Consider the following 24,720-nt stretch of genomic DNA (forward strand, 5'->3'; position numbering starts at 1 on the left):
GCCTCGGTCCAACCGGCCGGCCTTGTCCGACATTCCGGAACCATCCGGCAGCCGGACCGGAGGTGACCCAGGTCATCGCAGCGCCGGGGACGGGCGGGACGGGCGGCCGCAGAGAGCCCCAGGCCACCGCTTTCCGCCCGGACGGGGGCGTATTTCCCGGCCCGGTTCGGTGCCGTCGCGACGGGCACTTGCGGCCCGATCACGCTCAGACCGGCCGCATCGGCGCGCTCGCCCGATAACACCCCTCGATATCACTAAAAAGATGAACACCCATAAAAGCGATAAAACCTCGCAAAGTAGGTAGCGTCGGTCACGGCTCGGCTCCCGCCGGGCCGGAGGAAGAAGCGGAAGGAAGTGACGAGGAGTCATGGCGAAGAAGTTCCTCGGCAAGGTCGTCGCCGGCGCGGCCCTCGGCGGCGCGGCACTGCTCCTGGGCGCCCCGGGCATCGCGCTCGCCGACGCCGCGCCGACGCACGACCCCGACGCGCACGACAAGTCCGGCACCGTCTGGGTCAACCCGCGGGTCGTCCGGCCCGGCGAGACGGTCGACATCGGCGAGGTCTGCACCGAGGCGCAGGCCAGCCCACGCGCCTGGTCCAAGCTCACCGGCCAGCTCACGCTGCACGAGGTGCCGTACGACCCGGAGCGGGCGGCCGAGCACGCCCGCCTCGGCGCCCAGTACGCCGGCACCGGGGACAGCGACGAGGCCGGCCCCGACGCCGGTCCGCCGGTCACGGCGTCCCCCGCGGCCTCGCCCTCGGCGTCGGCCTCGGGCGGCACGGGTGGCGGCGTGCTGGCCGACGACGGCCACGGCAAGGGCCCGCGGCCTCCCATGGAGGACGGCGCGGCGCAGGAGATGTCCAGCGACGCCGACCCGCACGTGTACGTCGTCGAGCACGAGCTCAGCGAGGACGCGCGCCCCGGGCACTACACGGTGTACGCGGCCTGCGGTGAGGCCGAGCTGATCGTCTCTCCGGACGGCCCGGTCAACGGCGGTGACGGCGGCGCGGCGGTGAACAAGGGCCTCGCCACCGGCGGGGCGGGCGCGCTGGCCGCGGCCGCGATCACCGGGGTGGCACTGCTGCGCCGGCGTCGGACCCATGGTTCGATCGCCTGAGCGGGCGAGCCGGTTCGCCGGCGGCCGCCGCGGGGTACCGCGGCGCGCCGCCGGCATCGCCCTGCTCTCGCTGCTCGTCCTGATGCTCATCGCCGGCGCCGGGATGGTCACCGCCGCGTTCACCGTCGACTCGGCGGCCCCGCCCCAGCCGGCCGCCGAGTTCGCGCCCGCGCCGACCGCGGCCTCGACCGCGCAACCGTCGGCCACCGCCGGCCGCGCGGCCACCCCGGCACCGCCCGCCGTGTCGCTGGGTCGCTCCACACCGACCCGGCTGGTCATCCCGAAGATCAAGGTGGACACCAAGCTGCTGTCGCTCGGGGTGAACAAGGACGACACCATCCAGGTGCCGGACGTACGGAAGCAGCCGAAGCTGGCCGGCTGGTACAAGCTCGGGCCCAGTCCCGGGGAGATCGGCAACGCCGTCATCGTCGGGCACGTGGACAGCAAGGCGGTGGGTCCGGCCGTCTTCTTCCGGCTCGGCTCGCTCAAGCCGGGGGACCAGATCAAGGTGACCCGTGCCGACAAGAAGGTGGTCACCTTCCGGGTGGACGCCGTCGGGTCGTACCCGAAGACGGCCTTCCCCACCGACCTCGTCTACTCCCCCTCGGACCAGGCCGGTCTGCGGCTGGTCACCTGCGGCGGCACCTTCGACCGCAAGAAGCACAGCTACCAGAACAACATCGTCGTCCTGGCCACCGCGGTCTCGGCCAAGTGACCGGGCCGGTACCGCGGCGTCCCGATCGGGATGCCGCGGTACCGGCCCGCACGTCGTACCCCGGTCAGCTCGCCGAGGACGTCCGGACCAGCGTGCGGATCTGCCGCAGCAGCACCGACAGCGCCGCCAGGTCGGCCCCGGACTCGTCGAAGTCGCCCATCGCCTTGCGGGCCCGGCCGATCGACACCCGGTTGGACTGTTCCCAGGCGTGCACCCGCTCCTCCGCGCTGGCCGTGGCCGGCGTGGAACCCAGCACCTCGGCGGTCAGCGCCGCGAGGGCCGCGTACAGGTCGTACCGCAGGGCCATCCGGGCCAGCGTCTGCCACCGGTCCTCGCGGGGCAGCAGGGAGATCTTCGACAGCAACGAGTCCACCCGGAAGCGGTCGGACAGGACGAAGTAGACCGAGGCGACCTCCTCGACCTCCCGCCCGGTCGTCGCGGCCGTCTCCACCACGTCCAGCAGCCCGAAGCTGTACATCAGCCGGGTGACCTGCTGGGCCAGTTCCCGCGGCAGACCCTTGCCGGCCAGCATCTCGATGTAGCCGGTCAGCGCCTCCTGCTCGCTGCCGTAGAAGAGGTCGTCCAGCTCCGGCAGCAACTGGGCCACCCCGTCGCGCAGCCGGGCGATCTCCCCCGGCACGTCCAACGGCGAGCGCCGGTTGGTGACCAGCCAGCGCACGGCCCGGTCCAGCAGCCGCCGGGTGTCCAGGTAGACCGCCGTCTGCACGTCCGCCGGGACGCGGTTGTCCAGCGCCTCGATCCGACCCCAGAGCTGGTCCAGCCCGAAGACGTCGCGGACCACCACGTACGCCCGGATGGCGTCCGCCGCGGTGGCGGCGGTCTCCTCGCAGACCCGGTAGATGAACGAGATGCCGCCCCGGTTCACCGCCTCGTTGACCAGCGCCGTGGTGACGATCTCCCGGCGCAGCCGGTGCCCGGTCATCAGTCCGGCGTACCGCTCCCGCAGCGGGGTCGGGAAGTAGCTGGCCAGCACGCCGGCCGTCCACTCCTCGTCCGCGATCCCGTCGCTCAGGATCTCCCGCTCCAGGCTGATCTTCACGTACGACAGCAGCACCGCGAACTCGGGCGCGGTGAGCCCGGAGTCGGTGCGCACCGCCAGCTCGTCGTCCGGCGGAAGCGCCTCCAGCTCGCGGTTGAGCTGCCCCGACCGTTCCAGATCGATGATCATCCGGCGGTGCACCGGCAGCAGCGACGCCGCCTGCGCCTGCGCCATGCCCAGCGCCCGGGCCTGGTCGTAGTTGTCCCGCAGCACCAGCTCGGCGACCTCGTCGGTCATCTGGGCCAGCAACTCGTCCCGCTGCGGCAGCGCGAGGTCGCCCTCGGCGAGCGCGTCGTGCAGCAGGATCTTGATGTTGACCTCGTGGTCCGAGCAGTCCACCCCGGCCGTGTTGTCCACGAAGTCGGTGTACATCCGCCCGCCGCCCACGGCGTACTCGATCCGGCCCACCTGGGTGAAGCCCAGGTTGCCGCCCTCGCCGACGACCTTGCAGCGCAGGCTCCTGCCGTCCACCCGGATCGCGTCGTTGGACTTGTCGCCCACCTCGGCGTTGGACTGGGTGGACGCCTTCACGTAGGTGCCGATGCCGCCGTTCCAGAACAGGTCGACCGGCGCGGTCAGGATCGCCCGCATCAACTCCTGCGGCGAGAGCATCTCCACCTGGTCCGGCAGGCCGAGCGCCGCCCGCACCTCCGGCGAGATCGGCACGGACTTCGCCGTACGCGGGAAGATGCCGCCGCCCGCGGAGATCAGCTCCGGGTTGTAGTCGGCCCACGACGAGCGCGCGGCGTCGAACAGCCGGCGCCGTTCGGCGTACGAGCTGGCGGCGTCCGGATCCGGGTCCAGGAAGATGTGCCGGTGGTCGAAGGCGGCCACCAGGCGGATGTGTTCGGACAGCAGCATCCCGTTGCCGAACACGTCGCCGGACATGTCGCCCACCCCGACGACCGTGAAGTCCTGGGTCTGGGTGTCGAAGCCCAGCTCCCGGAAGTGCCGCTTGACCGACTCCCAGGCACCGCGGGCGGTGATGCCCATCTTCTTGTGGTCGTACCCCGCCGAGCCGCCCGAGGCGAACGCGTCGCCGAGCCAGAAGTCCTTCGAGGTGGAGACCTCGTTGGCGATGTCGGAAAAGCTGGCCGTGCCCTTGTCGGCCGCCACCACGAGGTACGGGTCGTCCCCGTCGTGCCGCACCACGTCGTCCGGCGGCACGATCCGGCCGCCGGAGATGTTGTCCGTGACGTCCAGCAGGGCGGAGATGAACTCCCGGTAGCAGACCACCGCCTCGTCCCGGTCCCCCGGCTTCTGCTTGAGCACGAAGCCGCCCTTGGCGCCCACTGGCACGATCACGGCGTTCTTCACCATCTGCGCCTTGACCAGGCCGAGCACCTCGGTACGGAAGTCCTCGCGCCGGTCGGACCAGCGCAGGCCGCCCCGGGCCACCGGCCCGAACCGCAGGTGCACCCCCTCGAACCGGGGCGAGTACACGAAGATCTCGTACATCGGTCGCGGCGCCGGCAGGTCCGGCACCGCCTGCGGGTCCAGCTTGAAGGCCACGTACGGCTTGGGCCGCCCGTCGGTGCGCCGCTGGTAGATGCTGGTCCGCAGGGTGGCCTGGATCAGCGTGAGGTAGGAGCGCAGGATGCGGTCCTGGTCCAGACTGGCCACGTCGTCGAGCCGTCCGGTGATCTCGTCGACCAGCTCGCGGCTGCGTTCCTCCCGCTCCGCGGTGCTCAACGACTCCGCGGGCGAGAACCGGGTCTCGAACAGCCGCACCAGCAGGCCGGCCAGCTCCGGATAGGCGATGAAGGTGGACTCCATGTAGTCCTGCGAGAAGACCGTTCCGGCCTGGCGCAGGTACTTCGCGTACGCGCGCAGCACCACGACCTGACGCCAGGTGAGCCCGGCGCGCAGGACCAGTTCGTTGAAGCCGTCGATCTCCGCCTCGCCCCGCCAGGTGGCGGAGAAGGCGTTCTCCATGTTGGGGCGAACCTCGACCAGGTCGCGGGACGCCTCGGGGAGTTGGAGGCCGAAGTCGTACAGCCAGATCCGGCCGTCCACCCGATCCACCTGGTACGGGTGCTCGTCGACCACCCGGACGCCGAGCGAGTGCAGCACCGGCAGCACCGCCGAGAGGATCATCGGCTCGCCGTACCGGTAGACCTTGAACCGGACGTCCATCGCGTCCGGCCGGTCCGCGTGCTGCTTGCGGAACAGGTGCATCTCCAGCTGGCCGGGCTCCTCCAGCAGCTCCAGCTTGGCCAGGTCCTTCATCGCCTCGTACGGGGTGTGCCCGTCCTTGTAGCCCTCGGGGAAGGCGTCGGCGTACCGCGTGAACAGGTGCTTGGCCTGCTCGTCGCCGAGCTTGCGTTCCAGCACCAGCCGGTAGTCGTCGTCCCACAGCCGGGTGGCGTCGGCCAGTTCCTCGGCCAGCAGGTCGGCGTCCACCTCCCCGGGTGGGCTGGTCGGGTCCGTACGCACGATGAAGTGCACCCGGGCCAGCATCGACTCGGTCACCCGGGTGGTGTAGTCCACCCCGACGCCGTTCAGCCGGCGCAGCAGGATCTCCTGCATGCGCAGCCGGTTCTGCGTGGTGAACCGGTCCCGGGGCAGGTACACCAGGGCCGAGATGAACCGGCCGTAGCCGTCCCGGCGCAGGAACACCCGCAGCTGCCGGCGCCCGGCCATCCGCAGCACGCCGATGACCGCGTGGTACAGGTCGTCGGTCTTGATCTGGAACAGCTCGTCCCGGGGGTAGGTCTCCAGGATCTGCAACAGGTCCTTGCCGGAGTGGCTGCGCGGGCTCAGCCCGGAACGGTCCAGCACCTCGGCCACCTTCCGCCGGACCACGGGCAGTTCGCGCACGCTGGTCCGGTAGGCCGCGGTGGAGAACAGCCCGAGGAACCGGCGCTCCCCGACCACGTCCCCGGCGTCGTTGAAGATCTTGAACCCGATGTAGTCCAGATAGGCCGACCGGTGCACCGTGGCCCGGGAGTTCGCCTTGGTGATGATGAGCAGGCGCCGCTCCAGCACCTTCTCGTGCGCCTCCGGCGGCAGCGAGGACAGCGACCGGGCGTGCGTGGAATCCTGCCGCAGGATGCCCAGACCGGTGCCGAGCACCGCTTCCAGGGCCTGCTCCGCGCCGCCGGTCCCGCCCGCTCCCGCCGTGCCGGTGCCGGTCGCTCTCGCGGTGCCGGTGCCGGTGCCGGTCGCTCTCGCCGTGCCGGTGCCGGTCGCTCTCGCCGTGCCGGTGCCGGTCGCTCTCGCCGTGCCGGTCGCTCTCGCCGTGCCGGTGCCGGTCGCGGTGTCGGCCGGGACGTCGACCAGCCGGTACTCCCGGTAGCCGAGGAACGTGAAGTGCTCGTGGGCCAGCCAGCGCAGCAGCTCCACCGAGTCGGTGATGTCCTTCTCCGGGACCGGCGGCCGGGTCTCCGACGTACGCGCCGCGGCCAGCTCGTCGGCGAGCGCCAGGGCACGCTGGCGCATCTTCGGCCAGTCCTCCACCGCCTCGCGGACGTCCGTGAGCACGCGCTGCAACTCGCGCCGCAACTGGTCCCGGCCGGCCACGTCGCGGATCGGATCGATCTCGATCCGCATCCAGCTTTCGATGATGTCCCCGGCGATCGCGTCGTCCGGCTCGACGTCCGCGGCCACCTCGGTCAACTTGCCGAGCGGCTCCCGGCGCACCACCACCAGCGGGTGCACCAGCAGGTGCACGTCGAGGTGCTGCGCCGTGAGCAGGGCCGTCACCGAGTCGACCAGGAACGGCATATCGTCGGTGACGATCTCGATGACCGTGTGCTGCTGTTCCGGCGCCGGCTCGTGGATGCGGAGCTTCAACTCGCCCGGTACGCGCTGCTGGGCCAGGTCACGGTGGGCCCGCGCGGCGTCCAGCATCTCCTCCGGGGTGAAGCCGATCAGTTCCTCGTCCGGCGCGAACCGCCAGAACCGGTCCACCAGGGTCGCCGCGTCGTGATCGTCCCCGGCGAGCGCCACCGCCTGCGCGACCAGCCGCTCCGCGTTGGGCACCGGCTCGTCGAGATCGGAGTCCTCGGCGTCGTCGGCGAGGGCACCGGGCGGCAGGCCCAGGTCGTACAGGGTGTCGATGCTGGCTCCCGCCACGCCCGTCACCTCGGTGTCCAGCCGGGCGCTGGTACCCGCGACGATCACCTCGTCGCTGTCGGCCGCGGTGTCGAAACTGTCCTCCGGATCGGTGCCCACCTCTCGGGTGTCGGGTACCGGTTTCGTCGCCGGACGCCGGTCCATGCGTGCCACTCCCCTCGACCCACAGCGTCGTGGGTCACTCGCGGCCCAGCCTATGCCCTCCCGTGCGCCGCCCCCGTCGGTGGATCTGGGGCGGGTCGCGGGGCCGGGCAAGCGACCGATCGCCTGTTGCGCCGCTGATGGACGTTCGGTGTGTACCCCGGCTGTACCCGTCATCACACCCGCCGTTGCGCCAGTTGTGACCCGAGCCACCGCCGGTCGGGCAACGGCGCTGGACGGCGCGTACTACGGTCGGTTCGGCCCCGAGCAAGGTCGACTTTTCGCCAGACGCCCGAAAGGTGTCCCCATGCGTGCCGCGTACCTGGTCCGTGCCGAATCTCCGCTTCGGCGCGGGCGGTTGCGCGCGAAGCCGGCCGGAGCGGGACATCGGGTACGACCCGCCCGGCGGCCGCCCGCGTGGGTACGCCCCACCCGGCGGCTGCCCGCGGCGCTCGCGGGGCTGTCGCTGCTGGCCGCCGGGCTCAGCGGCTGTTCGAGCCCGGGGCCGGAGTCGGCGCTCGACGCGTTCCTGGCCGGCTGGCGGGACGGCACCCTGGACAAGCTCGCCTTCATCGACCCGAGCGGCCGGAAACTGCCCGCGACGGACGTCGCCGACGAACTCAAGCACCTCACCGGTGACCTGGCCGGCGCCGTCCCGGGGTTGCGCGTCGACGGCAAGGTCACCGGGAACGGCGGGTTGGCCACCGCCACCGTCGCGGTCGACTGGCCGCTGCCCGGCGACGGCCACTGGACCTACCCGACCACGGTACGGCTGAAGCAGGGCCAGGACGACGCCTGGCAGATCATCTGGGAACCGAAGCTGGTGCAGAACGATCTCACCAGCGGCGACCAGTTGTCGGTCACCAGGCTGCCGGCCAAGCGCGGCGACGTGCTCGACGCCGCCGGGAAACCGCTTGTCACGTCCCGTCCGGTGGTCCTGGTGGGGGTCGACCCCGGGCAGGTGACCGACGCGAAGGACCTGACCCGCAAGCTCGACGAGGCGTTCCGGGCGATCCGACCGCCGCTCACCCCGCCGATCGACCTCGGCGACCTGCCCGAACGGATCGCGGCCGGCACGCCCGGCTCCCGGGTGGAGGTCGTGACGTTGCGCAAGGACGCCTACGACCAGATCCGGTCCCGGATCCGGCCGCTGCCCGGGACCGTGTTCCTGACCGCCGAGCGGGAGCTGTCGCCCAGCCGCGAGTTCGGCCGCGCCGTGCTCGGCACCGTCGACGACGTACAGAAACAGGACATCGACGCCGACCCGGCGACGTACGGCTACGGCGACCGGGTCGGCCACGGCGGCATCGCGGGCGCCTACGACAAGCAGTTGCGCGGCGTGCCCGGCGCCAGCGTGCAGATCATGCGCCAGGACCCGGAGGGCGCGCTCAAGCCGATCAGCGAGGTCTTCCGCCGGGAGCCGCAGCCCGGCGCGGCACTGCGGACACGGCTGGACACCGGTACGCAGACGGCCGCCGACGCGGCGGTGGCCACCCAGCCCGGCCACCGGACCGCCCTGGTCGCGCTGCGGATCAGCGACGGGTCGATCCTGGCCGCCGCCAACGGTCCGGGCGCCGCCGAGGAGAACCTCGCCTTCACCGCGCAGGTCCCGCCCGGCAGCACCTTCAAGATGGTCACCGCGCTCGGCCTGCTGGACGCCGGGGCGGTACAGGCGGAAACGCCGGTGGACTGCCCGAAGACCTTCCTGGTCGAGGGCCGTACGTTCAAGAACTCCGACTTCTTCGAGCTGGGCACGGTGCCGTTCCGCACCGACTTCGCCAAGTCGTGCAACACCGCCTTCGCCGCGCTGGCCCCGAAGCTGGGCGCCGACGGTCTGGCGGCCGCGGGCCGTACCCTCGGGTTGGAGGGATCCTGGCAGGTCGGGCTGGACGCCTTCACCGGAAAGGTCTCCACCGGCGGTCCGGGCGTGGAGCGGGCCGCCGCCGCGATCGGCCAGGGCACGACGCTGGTCAGCCCGCTGGCGATGGCCTGCGCGACCGCCGCGGTGGCCCGCGGGCAGTGGTCCCAACCCACGCTCGTCGCGCCGGACACCCCGGACGTCCCGGCCGCGGCCGGGCCCGGACCGCAGCTCAAGGCCGGCTCCGTCGAACCGCTGCGGGCCATGATGCGCGAGGTGGTCACCGCGGGTACGGCCACCAGCCTGGCCAAGGTGCCGGGCGACCCGGTGTACGGCAAGACCGGCACCGCGGAGTACGACAACGACCCGGCGCACGCCCACGCCTGGTTCGTCGGCTGGCAGGGCGACATCGCCTTCGCGGTCTTCGTCGAGCAGGGCGGATCGAGCACCGCCAGCGCGGTGCCGATCGCCGAGAAGTTCCTCCGCGCCCTGCCCGCCCGCCGCTGAACCGACAGCCGCGCACCGCCGGCCCGCCGCTGAACCGACGGCCGCGCTGAACCGACGGCCCCCGCCGCTGAACCGACAGCCGCGCTGAACCGACGGGCGCGCGCCGCCGGCCCGCTGGCCCGCCGCTGAACCGACAGCCGTGCCGAACCGTCAGCCGCGCCCCTGCCGGGCCTCGTCAGTCGGGCCGCTGCGCGACGAACACCATCTCGCGGCCGGGCCGGTCCGGCGCCTGCCGTACGTCGCGCACCGCGAAGCCGGTCGCGGTCAGCCCGGTGCTCACCTCGTCGCGGTGCCGGAAGCGCAGGGTGGACTCCGAGGTCAGCCGCGCACCGTCGGCCGCGAAAACGTAGCTCCCGCGGAACGAGACGAGGTCGCCGTGCACGCCGAGCAGGTCCACCCAGGACTCGACGGCACCGACGCCGGGTACGACCGTACGCTGGTGTGACCGGTCGTGGTTCCACTCCAGCCAGGCCCGCGCCGCCGGGTCGCGGGTTTCGAAGACCAGCCGGCCGCCCGGCCGCAGCGCCGCGTACGCCGCCCGCAGCACCGCCGTCCAGTCCTCGTCGGTCAGGAAGACCTGCGCGACGTTCGCGGTCATCGTGACAAGATCGACTTGAAGCGCGGGCAGGTCGGTGACGTACCCGTGGATCCAGCGCACCCGGTCGGCGCCGGGCTTGGCGCGGGCGACCTCCAGCGAGGCCGCCGCCGGGTCCATCCCGATCACGGCCAGGCCGCGTTCGGCGAGCAGGCAGGCGAACGTACCGGTGCCGCAGCCGACGTCCAGCACGCTGCGCGCACCGAACTCGTCGGCCATGGCCAGGTACGCGTCCAGGTCGCTGCGATCCGGGTCCAGCGGATCGTAGATCGCGGCCAGGCGTCGTTCCGCGAAGATCGGATCGGGCATCGGCCCAGCCTAGGCCCCGCGGCCCAAGAGCAGCGGTCCGTCGGCGGAGTGACCCGCCTGTCTCATCAGGGCGGTCGTGTTCATCAGGGTGGTCGGGTTCATCACGGCGATCGAGGTCATCAGGGCGGTCGGGTTCATCACGGGGGTCGAGGTCATCAGGGCGGTCGAGGCGAGGCGGAGGCCGGGCGGCGGTCCGGGCTGCCCCTCCGGCAAGCCCTTGAGCCCGCGGGCACCGCAACGGACGGCACCCGGTGCCGCGTCGCAAGGCAAAGCCCGCGGCAGTAGGGGCAGGCGGCCGGCGTGGTGCGACGCGACGCGGTAGGTCTCCCGACGGTCTGCGGACATCGACGCCGGCTCAGGCCACGAGCCGTCGTGTCGGACCCGGCCGCCCCGACTCGCCGGCGCCGCGGCCGACTGGTTCGCTGACGCTGCGGCCCGCTCGCGGCGCTGCTGTCCGGTGGCCGCCCGGCTCGACGCCCGGCTCGACGACCGCGGGCCGGTCGGAGTGGCGGCGGTGTGCCGGGGTCGCCGGCGGCACGACAGCCCCGGACGAGCCCGGTCGGCGTCGGTCCGCCGGGGACGCTGGGCGTGCGGCGGTCCCGACAGACGCCGGCTGGCCTCGGTCCACCGGGGGTACCGGCGGCACGACAGTCCCGGGCGACGCCGGTCGGCGTCGGTCCATCGGGGGTACTGGGCGTGCGGCGGTCCCAGGCGGGGCCGACTGGCGTGGGTATGCCTGCGGGGCGGCGGCCCCAGGCGGGGCCGACTGGTGTCGGTGTGCTGCTGATGGGCTCTTGCCGGTCGGAGCCGGACTTCGTCGGTGGTGGGTGTTGCGCACCGGTTGTTGCCGCGGATCCAGCCACGGTGGCGGTACGAATTCGGGCAGTCGGTCGCCGGCCATCCGGACCACCCAGCCGTCGTGATGCACCACCCGGTGATGCCGCCCGCACAACAGGACGCCGTTGTCGGCGGCGGTCGCTCCGCCCGCCGACCAGTGCACGATGTGGTGGGCCTGAGTCCAACTCGGCGGTCGGTCACACCCGGGGAACGCGCAACCTCCGTCGCGGAGCAGCAGGGCCCGGCGGACCGGACCGGTGAACAACCGGCGCTGCCGGCCGAGGTCCAGGACCTGGCCCGGACCATCGAGGACGGCGGGCAGGATCGCCGCGTCACAGGCCAGCCGCCGTACGGACTCGGCGGACAGGCGCTCGCCGCTGTCCAGCGTGCCGGTCCCGAGCTGCCCGGCGAGCGGATCGAATCCGGTGGTCACCACGACCTGCGCGGGTTCACCGCCGCCGTCGGGCACCTCGCCGCAACGCAGCACGAGCCGGCACACATCCGCGAGCGCATCGTGCCGACGCTGCGCAGGCGTACGGTCGTCGTCCCGGCCGTGCGGTCTGCTGAGTGGATCCAACGCCGCACGCAGCAACGCGCCCGTTTCCGTGTCGAGGAGACCGGACAGGCGCAGCCGGCCGTCCCCGGTCGGGGACAGGTTGAGGTGCCGGTCGCGTCGGGCGCGCTGCTCGGCCCTGGCCACGGCCTCGGCGTCGGCCTGCTCGGCGACCTGCGGGGCCACGTGATCGAGAATCCGCTGGCTGAGTTTCCGCAGACCCTCGGGGTCGAACTGGCCGGCCCACTCCAGCAGAACCCCCACCGCCTTGTCGGCGGCCATCGCACCGGCTTGCGCCCGTACCGTCGCGACGGCGGTGGCCACGACTCTCGCCTGCTCGGCGTCGACCGCCCCCGACCGCACGGCGTCCCGTACCAGCACCGGACCGGAGTCGAGCGCCTCCGCATCACCGACCAGCGTCCGGGCCACCCTGGGCGAGAGCCGCAACCGGTGCCGCAGCCATGCCGTCGTGGAGGTGGCACCCTGCTGTCGGGCCACCCCCACCCGGTCGACCTCGCGGACCAGCCCGAGCACCAGGGCCATCGCCCTGCGCTGCACCAGCACCGCCGCGTCCAACGCCGCGACCAGCTCCGGCTCCGTCAAAGACCACAGTGGCAGGTCAAGGCAGTCGTCGACCGCCTTCCCCGCCCGTACCAGCGCCCCCCGCATGCCAGCAGACTCGCATTGCCGTACGACAGTCTGGCGTCGCGTCGGCGTGCCGTTGCCGCCATCCGCAGCAAGGCGCATAGCGCCCGCGCCGGACCGCGGGTCGGACCGCTGGGCGGCTGGCGCACGACGGAGTCGGACCGCGAAGTCGGACCGCGGTATCGGACTGCGGAGGCGGCTGGCCTGAGACCGGGTCAGACCGCGGAGTCGGGCCAAGGGTCGGCTCGGCCGCGGGGCGACGCCGCCCAGCCGTCAGGCGATACCTCTGGTGGACCGCTCGTCCCGAGCGGGCTCACCATCATCGGCCGCCGGCTCGGTGGGCTCGGCCACCGCCGGTCGGCGCAACCGGCCCGGCCCGGCGTCCACGGCCGATCCCACGGGATCTCCGGCCCGGCGCAACCGGCCGGGACCGGCATCCGCGGCATCGCCCGCGCGGCGCAACCGGCCGGGGCCGGCATCGGTGACGCTTGGCACCACGGCGTCCGCGGCCCTGGCCGGCCGACTGTCACCGCGGCGCGGACCCAACCAGTCGTCACCCCAGTTCCGACGTAACGCGGCCGGCACCCCCGAGGCGCCGTCGGCGTCCTCCCGGTCCCGGTCTGGACCACCGGACCGTCCAGCTTCGAGGTCGCCGCCGGCTTGGCCATCCGGCTGGTCGCCGCGCTCGATGTCCAGGTTCGCACCTGTCTCCGGGGCCCCGGTACGCGGAGCCGGCGGGACGGGTGGCAGCGGGCGCTCGGCGTGCGCCGCGGGCTCAGCGGACGCCGCCGACTCAACGGACACCGCCGACTCAACAGGCGCCACGGATGCCACGGGCTCGACAGGCGCCACGGGCTCGACGGACACTGCGGGCTCGACGGGCAGCGGGTCCACGGCGGCCAGGGGGTGCACCGCGACCGGCGCCGGCTCGGCGACCGGCGCAACCGGCGGCACCAGGCCGAGGGCACCGTCCGGGGACGGGAAGGAACCCACCCCACGATCGGCCGAGGCACCGCGGTCAACCGAACCACCAGGATCGGCCGAACCGCCACGATCGGCCGGACCACCGCGATCGGCCGAACCGCCACGATCGGCCGGGACACCACGGTCAACCGAACCGCCACGATCAGCCGGACCACCACGGTCAACCGAACCACCGCGATCGGCCGGACCACCACGGTCAACCGAACCGCCACGATCGGCCGAGGCACCACGACGGGCGGACCCGCCGCGGCCGGAGGGCACGCCGCGACCGGCCGACACGGCGCGGTCGGCCGGCGACTGCCGGGGACCGAACCGTACGTCGGCGGAGGCGCCGGCCGGCTCGGCGGCCGTGCCCGGCCGGAAGACCGGCGTCAGGCCGGCGACCAGGGTGTCCACGATCTCGGCCGCGTACGCCCCGTCCTGGTCGTAGTCCGGGTCGAACACGGTGATCTCAACGCCCAGGCAGTGTGGGGTGTCGACCAGCCCGCCGAGCAGCAGTTCCAACTCGGCGAAGGCGATCCCCCCGGGGTCGGGCGCGTCCACGGCGGGCATGACCGCCGGGTCGAGCACGTCGACGTCCACGTGTACCCAGTAGCCGGCGCAGTCGGCAAGTTCCTCGTGCGCCCACTGCGCGGTACGCGCCGCACCCTCGGCCCGCAACTGCGGGACCGGGCGGTGCAGGATCCCGGCGGCCTGCAGATCCAACCGGTACTCGTCCTGGGCACGGATGCCCAGCACCACCACGTCGATGTCCCGGAAGTACGGTCGGCGGCCCTCGATGGCGGCCAGGTCGGCCTGCCCGCGGCCGGTGACCAGGGCCAGGTCCTCCCCGGCCGCGGCGCCGACGTACGAGGCGTTGCCGGGGTGGCGGAAGTCGGAGTGCCCGTCCACGAACACCAGACCGACCCGGCCGCCGACCTCCTCGCCGAGCCGGTGCATCGCGAGGGCGGAGCCGAGCAGGATGGAGCAGTCGCCGCCGAGGACGACCGGGAACTCGCCGGCGTCGATGATGGCGCCGATCCGCCCGGCCAGCGCGACCGAGTACGCGGAGATCGAGCCGGCGTGGCACACCCCGTCACCCGGCCGCCAGTCGCCCGGGTCGTACCGGGGTGGGGTGAGGCAGCCCGCGTCGCGCGCCCGCAGCCGGGCGATCAGCCCCTGGTCGCGGAGCGCGCCCGGGGCCTTGGCGCAGCCCGGCACGGCGCTCGCGGTCGGTGGCCGGAGGCCCAGGTTGGAGGGTGCGTCAAGGACCGCGATCCGGCGCATCAACTTCTCCCGTCCCTGGTCGGCCGGGCTGCACACCCGCGCTCTTCTTAAATATCAGAAGAGAGCGCTGGCCAGGGCCCGCCGAGCGGCGGCAACAGCCGGGTCATCCGGTCCGGCGACAGTGAACAACGAGACGAGGTGCTGCCGGACCTGCTCCCGCTCGTCGCCGGCGGTCCGCCGCACGACGCCGACCAACCGCGCGTACGCCTGCTCCGCCTGGCCGCTGAGCACCTCCACGTCGGCCGCGAGCAACTGCGCGGGTACGTCGTCGGGGTTGGCCGCCGCGGCGGCGAGCACCTGGCCGGGGTCGACGCCGGCGACCCGCCGGGCGAGTCCGACCTGCGCGAGGCCGGCCTCGGCCGCCGCGTCCGCCGGAGCCTCCGCGAGAATCTTCCTGTACGCCCGCTCGGCGGCCTCCAGGTCGCCGCTCATCAGGGCGTCGTCCGCCTCGGTCAGCCGCGGGTCCTCGGGCTCCTCGGTCGCGACGCCACCGGCCTTGAGCACCGCGCCGATCCACTGCCGGAGCTGGGCCTCGGGCACCACGCCGGAGAACGCGTCGAGGGGCTGCCCGCCGACGACGGCGTACACCATCGGGATGCCCTGCACCCGGAACATCTGCGCGATCCGCGGGTTGGCGTCGACATCGATCTTGGCCAGCACCCACGCGCCGCCGCCCTCGGCGGCCAGCCGCTCCAGCACCGGGGAGAGCTGCTTGCAGGGCTCGCACCAGGCGGCCCAGAAGTCGATGACCACCGGGGTCGTCATCGAACGTTCCAGCACCTCGGACTGGAATGTCGCCTCGGTGACGTCGACCACGGCCACGCCGCCGGCCCGCGGGCCGGTCCCGGCGCCACCGGGCACACCGCCGGCGGCTCCGCCGGGCGGTGTCGCGGCCCCGGCCGCGGGCCGGGCGGCCGGGGCGTTCGTACTGGGGCCGCGCAGCGCGCTCAGGTCTACCGCGCCGCGGGTGAAGATCGACGGGCTGGTCCGTGGGTCGCTCATGGTTACCTAGTCTCGCACGCTCCGCCGCCGTCGCCGACCAAGCCCGGGGCGGCACGCATCACTATCGAGCCCGCCACCGGGCAGCGGCGTGTTGACGCAGGTGGGACGGAACGCAACCGCTTCCTCCCGCGATCCGGAAGCGGATCGGAGACCGCACAGCGGCTCGGAAGCTGCTCGGAGACCGCACAGCGGCTCAGAAGCGGGCCGGCTCCCGGTAGACGCCCCACTCGGCGCGCAGCGCGTCGCAGATCTCGCCGAGCGTCGCCTCGGCGCGCACCGCGTCGAGCATGGCCGGGATCATGTTCTCGGCGGTCCGGGCGACCTCGACCATCCGCTTCAGCGCGGCCTCGACTGCCGCCGTGTCCCGCCCCGACCTGCGGTCGGCGAGCGCCCGGCGCTGTTCCACCTCCACCTCGTGCGAGATGCGCAGGATCTCCAGCTCCTTGGCGACCGTACCGGTGTGGCAGTTGACCCCGACGATCTTCTTGTCGCCCTTCTCCAGCGCCTGCTGGTAGACGAAGGCCGCCTCGGCGATCTGCGCGGTGAACCAGCCGTCCTCGATGCCCCGCAGGATTCCCGAGGTCATCGGGCCGATCCGGTGCGGACCCTCGCCACCGAGTTGCCGGATCCGGGCGAAGATCTCCTCCGCCTCCGCCTCGATCTTGTCGGTGAGCGCCTCCACGTACCAGGAGCCACCGAGCGGATCGGCGACGTTGGTGACGCCGGTCTCCTCCATCAGGACCTGCTGGGTGCGCAGCGCGATCTCGGCCGATTCGTCGGTGGGCAGCGCCAGGGTCTCGTCCAGGGCGTTGGTGTGCAGCGAGTTGGTGCCGCCGAGCACCGCCGCGAGCGCCTCGACCGCGGTGCGTACCACGTTGTTCACCGGCTGCTGCGCGGTGAGCGACACGCCCGCGGTCTGGGTGTGGAAGCGCAGCCAGAGGGCACGCTCGTCGGTGGCGCCGTAGACGTCGCGCAGCCAGCGGGCCCAGATCCGGCGGGCCGCCCGGAACTTGGCGATCTCCTCGAAGAAGTCCACGTGCGAGTCGAAGAAGAAGCTCAGCCCGGGGGCGAAGCGGTTCACGTCCAGGCCGCGGGAGAGCCCCAGCTCGACGTACCCGAAGCCGTCGGCCAGGGTGTACGCCAGTTCCTGCGCGGCGGTCGAGCCGGCCTCCCGGATGTGGTAGCCGGACACCGACAGCGGCTTGTAGCGCGGGATCTCCCGGGCGCAGTACTCCATCAGGTCGCCGATCAGCCGCAGGTGCGGATCCGGCTCGAACAGCCACTCCTTCTGGGCGATGTACTCCTTGAAGATGTCCGTCTGCAGCGTCCCGTCCAGGGTGGACGGGTCGGCGCCCTGCCGCTCCGCGGCGATCAGGTACATGCAGAAGACCGGTACGGCCGGGCCGGAGATGGTCATGCTGGTGGTGACGGCGGCCAGGTCGATGCCGTCGAACAGCGCCTGCATGTCGGCGGCCGAGTCGATGGCCACGCCGCAGTGGCCGACCTCGCCCAGCGACTGCTGGTCGTCGGAGTCGCGGCCCATCAGGGTGGGCATGTCGAACGCGACCGACAGGCCGCCCCCGCCGGCGCCGAGGATCATCTTGTACCGCTCGTTGGTCTGCCGGGCGTTGCCGAAGCCGGCGAACTGCCGGATGGTCCAGGTCCGCCCCCGGTACCCGGTGGGATAGAGACCCCGGGTGTACGGGTACTCCCCCGGCCAGCCGATCCGCTCGAAGCCCGGATGTCCGGTGCCCTCGGGCGGGCCGTACACCGGATCCAACCGCAGCCCGGACAGCGTGGTGAAGTCGGCGTCGCGCTTGCGCGCCGCGTCGTACCGGGCCTGCCAGCGTGCGCGGCCGGCGGCGATCTCGTCGGCGTTCATCCGCGGGCTCCTCCTTGCGGTCATCGACTCCCGATCGAGTGTAGAGGAGCGGACTGAACGATCGCTAAGGCACCGCGTACCTGACAGTAACCTGACCATCCGTACGAGTGGGACCATCCACGCGTACCGCCCAGCAGCGCGGACCGACGCCGGACCGACGCCGGACCGACGCCGGACCGACGCGGGCCGACGCGGGCCGACGCGGGCCGACGCGGGCCGACGCGGGCCGACGCCGGACCGACGCCGGACCGACGCGGACCGACGCCGGACCGACGCGGACCGACGCGGGACGGGTTATCCGCGCGGGCCGGGCGTGGCGCGCAGCCGGCTCGGCCGCAGCAGGGCCGCCGCGGCGGCCCGGCTGGCCGGATTGCCCGTCGCCGCCCGGCTGACCTCGCGCAACAACAGCACCGCCCAGTACGCGAGCACCGGGCCGAGCCGGTGCCGCCGCCGGTAGAGCCGGATCCGGTTCAGCGTGAGCAGGGTCCACAACCATGGTGACCGCTTCGAGTCGCCCTCCAGGTGCACCGCGCGGGCGCCCGGCGCCAGCACGGTCGCCAGGCCGGCGTCCCGGGCCCGCAGCGCGAAGTCCGTCTCCTCGGAGTAGAGAAAGAAGGACTCGTCCCACGGCCCGCAGCGGCGCCAGCACTCGGCGGCGATCAGCATGGCCGCCCCGGTCGCCCAGTCGGCCGTCGACTCGGTGCGGTAGTGCCGCTCGCCCAGGACGAGTTCGCCGAGCGACAGCCGGCCGGCCCGGTGGCCGCCGAGCACCGCGTCGCCCAACGCCCGCAGCAGGGTCGGCTCCCGGCGCAGCGACGCCAGGGCCGAGCCGTCGGCGCGCTCCAGCCGTGGCACCGCGATCCCGGCCCCGGTCCGGCGCAGCACCGAGAGCAGTTCCGGTCCGCACCGCGGCGCCAGGCGCACGTCGGGGTTGAGCACCAGGATCGCCGTGTACGCCGCGGCGGCGGCCACCGCCGCGTTGATCCCCGCGGCGTATCCGGCGTTGCGCCCCAGGTCGACGATCCGCGCCGTGGGCGCCAGCCGGCGCAGCGTGGCGAGCGCCGCCGGGTCGGCCGAGTTGTCGGCGATGGTCAGGTGCCAGGACAGGCCGGCGAGGCCCGGTCCGAGCGAGTCGAGCAGCTCGGGCAGCACCGCCTCGCTGTGGTACGTGACGACGACGACCGCGATCGTCTCCTGATCACCGTTCACTGCCCACCCCGGCCCACCGATCACCGTGCGCGACGTCCACGCCACCGCCGGCGACGCTACGGACAAAACCGGACAGTAACCGCCGGAGTGTCGGTTACCCGATCAAGCCCGACCGCCCGGGGCAGGCCAGACACCCCGGAAGGGTGCCGGAGGCTCCGACCCCGCAGGATCAGTCAGACACGCAGGATCAGTCAGGCCTGACCGCCCTGAGCGGACGGGTTCCCGGGCACCCCGTCGAGCGCCACGTCGTCGACCTCGACGTTCACGGCCGTGACCCGCAGGCCGAACCGGCGGATGGCGTCGGCGACGCGGGCCCGAACCGCCTCGGTGACCTCGTGGACCACGTGCCCGCCGTCGATCACGATGACGATGTCGACGGCCGCGTCACCACCGTTCACCGTGGCCGAGACGCCCCGCCGGGCGTCTCCCAGCTCGGTGAGGCCGACCCGGTCGAGCACCGAGTTCACGAACCGGGCCACGTCGCCACCGAGCTCGACCACCCCGGGCACCTCCTTGGCGGCGGCCGCGGCGATCTTCTCCACCACCTCGCCGGAGATCCGGGTCGCCCCGCGGGCCGGGTCGGCCTCGTCGATCACCGGTCGCAGCGGCTCGACCCGGCCCATCGCCGGGTCGTCCACCGGCGCCAGTTCCAGGGTCTGGTCGTGGTTCACGGCCTCGCTCACGCTGATCTCCCTCGCCTTGCCGCCCGTACCGCAACCGCCGGGCAACCGTCCCGGTGACCCGGGTCCGGGCGACCGTACCAGCCACAGTGGATCGGCCGGGGCCGGCGAAGGTGTCGAAGACAGCGCTAGTGCTCGATCTCACCCAGCAGTTGACGGGCCGCGGCGTACGGGTCCATCGAACCGTCGGCGACCTTCGTGGCCAGCGTGCCCAGCGCCGTACCGTCGCGCAGTGCGGCCATCCGGGTGCGGAGCACGCCCAGCACGATCGCCTCGACCTCGGCGGCGGCCCGGGCCTCCCGGCGGCGGCGCAGCTCGCCGTGATCGTCCAGCCAGCGCCGGTGCTTGTCGATGGCCGCGGCGATGTCGTCGATCCCCTCGCCGCGGGACGCCACCGAGCGCACCACCTGGGGCCGCCACTGCCCGGGGGCACGCTCGCCCAGCGCGATCATGCCCTGGATGTCCCGGATGGTGGCGTCGACGCCGTCCCGGTCGGCCTTGTTCACCACGAAGACGTCGGCGATCTCCAGGATGCCGGCCTTCACCGCCTGGATGGCGTCGCCCATGCCCGGGGCGAGCAGTACCACGGTGGTGTCCGCCAGGGAGGCGATCTCCACCTCGGCCTGGCCCACCCCGACGGTCTCCACCAGCACGACGTCACACCCGGCGCCCTCCAGCACCCGGACCGCCTGCGGGGCGGCGGCGGCGAGGCCGCCGAGATGTCCCCGGCTGGACATGGACCGGATGTAGACCCCGGGGTCGGTGGCGTGGTCCTGCATCCGGACCCGGTCGCCGAGGATCGCACCGCCGGTGAACGGGCTGGACGGGTCCACGGCCAGCACCCCGACCCGGTGACCGCCCCGGCGCAGTGCCCGGACCAGCTCGTTGGTGGTGGTCGACTTGCCCACCCCGGGCGACCCGGTCAGGCCGACGACCTGCGCCGTCCCGGTGTGCGGGGTGAGCGCCACGGCGATCTCCGGCAGCAGCTCGTCGCCCGACTCCACAAGCGTGATCAGCCGGGCCACCGCCCGGGGGTCGCCGGCGCGGGCCGCGTCGACCAGCGCCGGCACGTCCCGGCTGCGCCGCAGCGATGGGCTCATACGGCCGGGACGTCGATGATCAACGCGTCGCCCTGGCCGCCGCCGCCGCACAGCGCCGCGGCGCCGGTACCGCCGCCGCGGCGGCGCAGTTCCAGCGCGAGCGTGAGCACCAGCCGGGCACCGGACATGCCGATCGGGTGGCCGAGCGCGATCGCGCCACCGTTGACGTTCACGATCTCCGGGCGTACCCCGAGGTCCCGGGTGGACTGGATGCCCACCTGCGCGAACGCCTCGTTGATCTCGATCAGGTCGAGGTCGGCGACGGTGCGTCCGGCCTTGCCCAGCGCGTGCCGGATGGCGTTCGACGGCTGGGAGTGCAGCGAGTTGTCCGGGCCGGCGACGTTGCCGTGCGCGCCGATCTCGGCCAGCCAGGTGAGTCCCAGCTCGGTGGCCTTGGCCCGGCTCATCACCACGACCGCCGCCGCGCCGTCGGTGATCGGCGAGGAACTGCCCGCGGTGATCGTCCCGTCCGGGGTGAACGCCGGTCGCAGCTTCGCCAGCGTCTCCACCGTGGTCTCCGGCCGGATGCCCTCGTCCTCGCTGATCACCACCGGCTCGCCGCGGCGCTGCGGGATCTGCACAGGCACGATCTCCTCGGCGAACACGCCGTTCTTCTGCGCCGCCGCCGCGCGCTGGTGGCTGGCCACCGCGAACTCGTCCTGCTCCTGCCGGGTGATGTTCCGGGTCGTGCCGTGCCGCTCGGTGGACTCGCCCATCGAGCAGCAGTCCCACGGGTCGGTGAGGCCGTCCAGCGCCGCATGGTCCTTCATCGTGACGTCGCCGAACTTGTAGCCCTGGCGCTGGCCGATCAGCAGGTGCGGCGCGTTGGTCATCGACTCCATGCCGCCGGCCACCACGATGTCGAACTCGCCGGCCCGGATGAGCTGGTCGGCCAGGGCGATCGCGTCCAGGCCGGAGAGGCAGACCTTGTTGACGGTCAGCGCCGGCACGGTCATCGGGATGCCGGCCTCGACGGCGGCCTGCCGGGCCGGGATCTGGCCGGCGCCGGCCTGCAACACCTGGCCCATGATCACGTATTCCACCTGCTCGGGCGCGACCCCGGCGCGCTCCAGCGCGGCCTTGATGGCCACCCCGCCGAGCCGGGTGGCGCTCAGGTCCTTCAGGTTGCCCGACAGTCGGCCCATCGGGGTACGGGCGCCCGCCACGATCACCGATCCGGCCGCCCGCCGCGTCCCGCGGGACTCGCCACGTTCGCTTCCTGCGCTGACCGTGTCCATGGCTTCTGCCTCCGAGGGGTGCCGACCTTACGCCTGAACGACTGTTCGGCCAGACTAACGCCATGGCAGACAACTCCCGGACCGAGCCCGCTGCGGACTGTGTCACAGACATCGGCCTGGTCCGCATCGATCACGTGGGGGTCGCGGTCGCCGACCTGGACGCGGCGATCGAGTTCTACCGGCGCGTCTTCGGGATGCGCTGCGTACACGTCGAGACCAACGAGGAGCAGGGCATCCGCGAGGCGATGCTGCAGGTCGGGCCGGATCCCGCGGGCGGCTGCGTGCAACTGCTGGCTCCGTTGTCCGACTCGTCCACGATCGCGAAGTTTCTCGATCGCAACGGTCCGGGCGTGCAGCAGGTCGCGTACACCGTGGCCGACGTCGACGCCGCCTGTGCGGCACTGCGCGACCGGGGCGTCCGGCTGCTCTACGCCGAACCGCGGCGGGGCACCGCGGGATCGCGGATCAACTTCGTGCACCCGAAGGACGCGGGCGGTGTACTCGTGGAGCTGGTCCAGCCGGCGCCGCACTGAGCGCACCGGCGGTCCGCGCCCGGCCGGCGCCGGCCACCAGCAGCTCCGGCGGCAGCGGCGCCAGGTCCGACATCCGGCGGAAATCGCCCAGGGTGCTGCCGGTGCACTCCGAGTCGAGGTTGCGGGCACCCGCACCGGCCTCGACGTCCCGGCGGTGCACCACCCGGAAGTCGATCGAGAACCGGGTCCGGCCGGAGGTGTTCGGAACGGTGGTGTGCAGCTGCGCGCCGGAGAACGCCAGGATCCCACCGGGCGGGGTGATCACCCGCAGGTCGGGGTCGAGCGGAAGCTCCGCCACCAGCCGCGGCTGCGGCCGGGTCTCGGTCTCCACCTGCCGGGCGGCCGCCGTCCGTCCGTGCGCCAGCCATTCCGCGTAGTCGTACTCCCGGGAGCTGTTCGGCGCCGCCGCCGCGAAGTACGCCGGGTGGAAGGCCATCACGTTGTCCTCGGCCACCTCGTACACCGGCAGCCAGTAGTTCACCTGGCACATCGGCGCGGAGAACCAGGTGTCCCGGTGCGGGCTGAACTGGAGGGTCAGCCCGGCATTGAGGTACTCGCTGGTCATGGTCCGCAGCCGGGGTACGTCGAAGTACGTCTCGGCCGGATCGGCGCCCAGGTCGGCGAGGATCCCGCGGACCAGGTCGGTGCTGCGCGGGTGGTTGGTGAAGGCCGGCTTGAGACCGGCCAGGATGTCGACGTACGCCTGCCGGCCGAGATGCCGCTGCGCCAGCGGCGGCGGATGCGGCGCGAAGGCCCGCTCCACCATCTCCCGGGCGAACGCCACCAGCGCCATCGAACGCGCGGTGGCCGGGTACACCACGAGGTCACCGCCGAACAGCCGGGACCGGCGTTCGTCGTCGCTGAACGGGGGGTCGAAATACAGAACGGTCATCGCCGCCTCCGGGACGGGACCCGACTCCGCGCCGGCCCCCGCCGGTCGTCGCGTCAGGCACCGACGGTCACGCTAGGCACCCGACCGGTCACCCGGTAGCGGCAGCGCACCGATCGGCACACGATGTCGGTCATCCGACTCGATCGGGGCCGGGACGGTCGCCGCCCGGCTACCGTCGCTGCGCGGCCACCAGCAGCGGATGGCCGGGGACGGGAGGACGAGATCGGCACCCAGCAGCAGGTCGAGTCGGTACCGGCGGCGCGCGCCGGGGCGCGGCGGCCACGCCCGTTCCGGTTCACCACCGGCATGCCGCCGCTGGATGTCGCCCCGCCGCGCTGGCGGGCGCGGCTGCGCCGGATCGAGGACCTCGGCTTCAGCTCCGTGTCGGTCTCCGACCACTTCACCGCCGGTTGGACCCTCGACCCGGTGGTCGCGATGACCGTGGCGGCCGAGGCGACCAGCCGGCTTCGGGTGCTCGGGCTGGTCCTCTGCAACGACTTCCGGCACCCCGCCGTACTGCATCGGGCGCTGGCGAACCTGGACGTGTTCTCCGGCGGCCGGCTGGAGATCGGACTGGGCGCCGGCTGGCAGCGCGACGACCACGACGCGCTCGGCCTGCCGTTCGATCCCCCGGCGGTCCGGATCGACCGGCTGGCCGAGTCCGTGCGCCTGCTGCGCGACCTCTTCGGGGACCGGCCGGTCACGGCGGCCGGCCGGCACTACCGCGTCACCGCTCTGGCCGGGCTGCCCCGCCCGGCGCAGCGACCGCACCCGCCGCTGCTGGTCGGCGGCGGTGGGCGCCGGATCCTGGAGCTGGCCGGCCGGTCCGCCGACATCGTGGGCATCAACCCGCGGCTGGCCGGCGACGTGGATCCGCTCACGGCCGCCGCCGACCTGGGCGCCGAGGAGTTGGACCGGAAGCTGGGCTGGGTACGCGCGGCCGCCCGGTCGGCCGGACGCGATCCGGCCGGACTGGAATTCCAGCTCCGGATGTTCGACGTCCGGGTGCGGCACCGCGGGTCGGAGCACCGCTGCACGTCCAGCCACGCCCGGCGGCTGCCGGCCGAGGCGCTGGCCGGGTCGCCGGTGGTGCTGCACGGCGACGTACCGGCCTGCGTGGATCGGCTGCTGGCGCTGCGCGACCGGTTCGGGATCAGCTACCTGCACCTGGGCGGCAACCTCGACGCCGCGGCGCCGATCGTGGCGCGGCTGGCCGGACGTTGACGCCCGCATCGGGCCACCGGCACCCACACCCGGCCGCACCAGCCGCGGGCCGCCGGCACCCGCACCAGGCCCGGGCCGCCACCGGCACCCGCAGCCGGCCCGAGCCGCCGGTGGCGGCACCGGCGGGGCACGGAGTGGGCCGGGACGTGATCGACGGGTTTCTCGGCGGGTGTGCGGATGATCGCCGGCCGGTGCCGGCGATCGCCCGGCCCCGATCATCCGAACGTCCGGCATTCACTTTCCGGCAACGCTTTATCCGGCCGATCGGCTTATCCGCGAGCATCCATTCCGGCCCG

At 73.2% G+C, this 24,720-nt stretch carries 16 protein-coding genes and 1 pseudogene; 5 read left to right on the forward strand and 12 right to left on the reverse strand.

The genetic code is table 11. The annotated features are described in order from the left end of the window. The first annotated feature begins 367 nt into the window (after positions 1-367). A complete protein-coding gene (locus CIK06_RS22955; protein ID WP_095566549.1) occupies positions 368-1,117 on the forward strand; it encodes a hypothetical protein in 750 nt (249 codons plus the stop codon). Then, positions 1,101-1,832, forward strand: a complete 732-nt coding sequence (locus CIK06_RS22960; RefSeq protein ID WP_095566550.1) for a class F sortase — start codon at positions 1,101-1,103, stop codon at positions 1,830-1,832. Before CIK06_RS22955 ends, CIK06_RS22960 begins: the two co-directional genes overlap by 17 nt. Positions 1,833-1,896: 64 nt before the next feature. On the opposite strand, the gene CIK06_RS22965 is transcribed toward CIK06_RS22960, so the two are convergent. Continuing rightward, positions 1,897-6,876, reverse strand: coding sequence for an NAD-glutamate dehydrogenase (locus CIK06_RS22965; RefSeq protein WP_369916248.1), 4,980 nt, complete (start codon positions 6,874-6,876; stop codon positions 1,897-1,899). Positions 6,877-7,417: 541 nt separating this feature from the next. Here CIK06_RS22965 and CIK06_RS22975 point away from each other — a divergent pair. Continuing rightward, a complete protein-coding gene (locus tag CIK06_RS22975; RefSeq protein WP_095566551.1) occupies positions 7,418-9,475 on the forward strand; it encodes a penicillin-binding transpeptidase domain-containing protein in 2,058 nt (685 codons plus the stop codon). Between the two features lie 175 nt (positions 9,476-9,650). On the opposite strand, the gene CIK06_RS22980 is transcribed toward CIK06_RS22975, so the two are convergent. The 10 genes and pseudogenes from CIK06_RS22980 to CIK06_RS23025 all read right to left on the reverse strand — a co-directional run bounded on the left by CIK06_RS22980 (position 9,651) and on the right by CIK06_RS23025 (position 21,682). After that, positions 9,651-10,379: a class I SAM-dependent methyltransferase gene (locus tag CIK06_RS22980; RefSeq protein ID WP_095566552.1), complete on the reverse strand. Its 729-nt coding sequence runs from the start codon at positions 10,377-10,379 to the stop codon at positions 9,651-9,653. Positions 10,380-10,388: 9 nt separating this feature from the next. Next, a complete protein-coding gene (locus CIK06_RS22985; protein ID WP_157756896.1) occupies positions 10,389-10,535 on the reverse strand; it encodes a hypothetical protein in 147 nt (48 codons plus the stop codon). 199 nt (positions 10,536-10,734) lie between these two features. Continuing rightward, on the reverse strand, positions 10,735-12,438 hold the full coding sequence (locus tag CIK06_RS22990) for an HNH endonuclease signature motif containing protein (RefSeq protein ID WP_095566554.1): 1,704 nt from the start codon (positions 12,436-12,438) through the stop codon (positions 10,735-10,737). A 1,134-nt stretch (positions 12,439-13,572) separates the two neighbouring features. Beyond that, a pseudogene (locus CIK06_RS22995) lies at positions 13,573-14,667 on the reverse strand (arginase family protein); the annotation flags it as partial. Between the two features lie 51 nt (positions 14,668-14,718). Further along, positions 14,719-15,666: a tetratricopeptide repeat protein gene (locus tag CIK06_RS23000; RefSeq protein ID WP_095566555.1), complete on the reverse strand. Its 948-nt coding sequence runs from the start codon at positions 15,664-15,666 to the stop codon at positions 14,719-14,721. 193 nt (positions 15,667-15,859) lie between these two features. Beyond that, positions 15,860-17,548: a methylmalonyl-CoA mutase gene (locus CIK06_RS23005; protein WP_095566556.1), complete on the reverse strand. Its 1,689-nt coding sequence runs from the start codon at positions 17,546-17,548 to the stop codon at positions 15,860-15,862. 294 nt (positions 17,549-17,842) lie between these two features. Continuing rightward, entirely contained in the window at positions 17,843-18,757 is a 915-nt protein-coding gene (locus tag CIK06_RS23010; protein ID WP_095566557.1) for a glycosyltransferase, read from the reverse strand. 191 nt (positions 18,758-18,948) lie between these two features. After that, positions 18,949-19,440 (reverse strand): Asp23/Gls24 family envelope stress response protein, encoded by a 492-nt coding sequence (locus CIK06_RS23015; protein WP_369916012.1) that lies wholly within the window; start codon positions 19,438-19,440, stop codon positions 18,949-18,951. Between the two features lie 125 nt (positions 19,441-19,565). Continuing rightward, positions 19,566-20,537 (reverse strand): methylmalonyl Co-A mutase-associated GTPase MeaB, encoded by a 972-nt coding sequence (gene meaB / locus CIK06_RS23020; RefSeq protein WP_095566558.1) that lies wholly within the window; start codon positions 20,535-20,537, stop codon positions 19,566-19,568. Then, positions 20,534-21,682, reverse strand: a complete 1,149-nt coding sequence (locus CIK06_RS23025) for an acetyl-CoA C-acetyltransferase (protein ID WP_232534365.1) — start codon at positions 21,680-21,682, stop codon at positions 20,534-20,536. Before CIK06_RS23025 ends, meaB begins: the two co-directional genes overlap by 4 nt. Positions 21,683-21,837: 155 nt before the next feature. On the opposite strand from CIK06_RS23025, the gene mce reads away from it, so the two are divergent. Continuing rightward, entirely contained in the window at positions 21,838-22,308 is a 471-nt protein-coding gene (gene mce / locus CIK06_RS23030; RefSeq protein ID WP_095566560.1) for a methylmalonyl-CoA epimerase, read from the forward strand. Here the strand turns inward: mce and CIK06_RS23035 are convergent. Then, positions 22,241-23,200 (reverse strand): hypothetical protein, encoded by a 960-nt coding sequence (locus CIK06_RS23035; protein WP_198347974.1) that lies wholly within the window; start codon positions 23,198-23,200, stop codon positions 22,241-22,243. The genes mce and CIK06_RS23035 overlap by 68 nt on opposite strands. Positions 23,201-23,323: 123 nt before the next feature. Here CIK06_RS23035 and CIK06_RS23040 point away from each other — a divergent pair, with 123 nt between their 5' ends. Then, complete coding sequence (locus CIK06_RS23040) at positions 23,324-24,424, forward strand: TIGR03621 family F420-dependent LLM class oxidoreductase (protein ID WP_095566561.1); 1,101 nt, start codon at positions 23,324-23,326, stop codon at positions 24,422-24,424. Positions 24,425-24,720: the final 296 nt, after the last annotated feature.

The sequence above is a fragment of the Plantactinospora sp. KBS50 genome (assembly GCF_002285795.1).
Lineage (GTDB): Bacteria > Actinomycetota > Actinomycetes > Mycobacteriales > Micromonosporaceae > KBS50.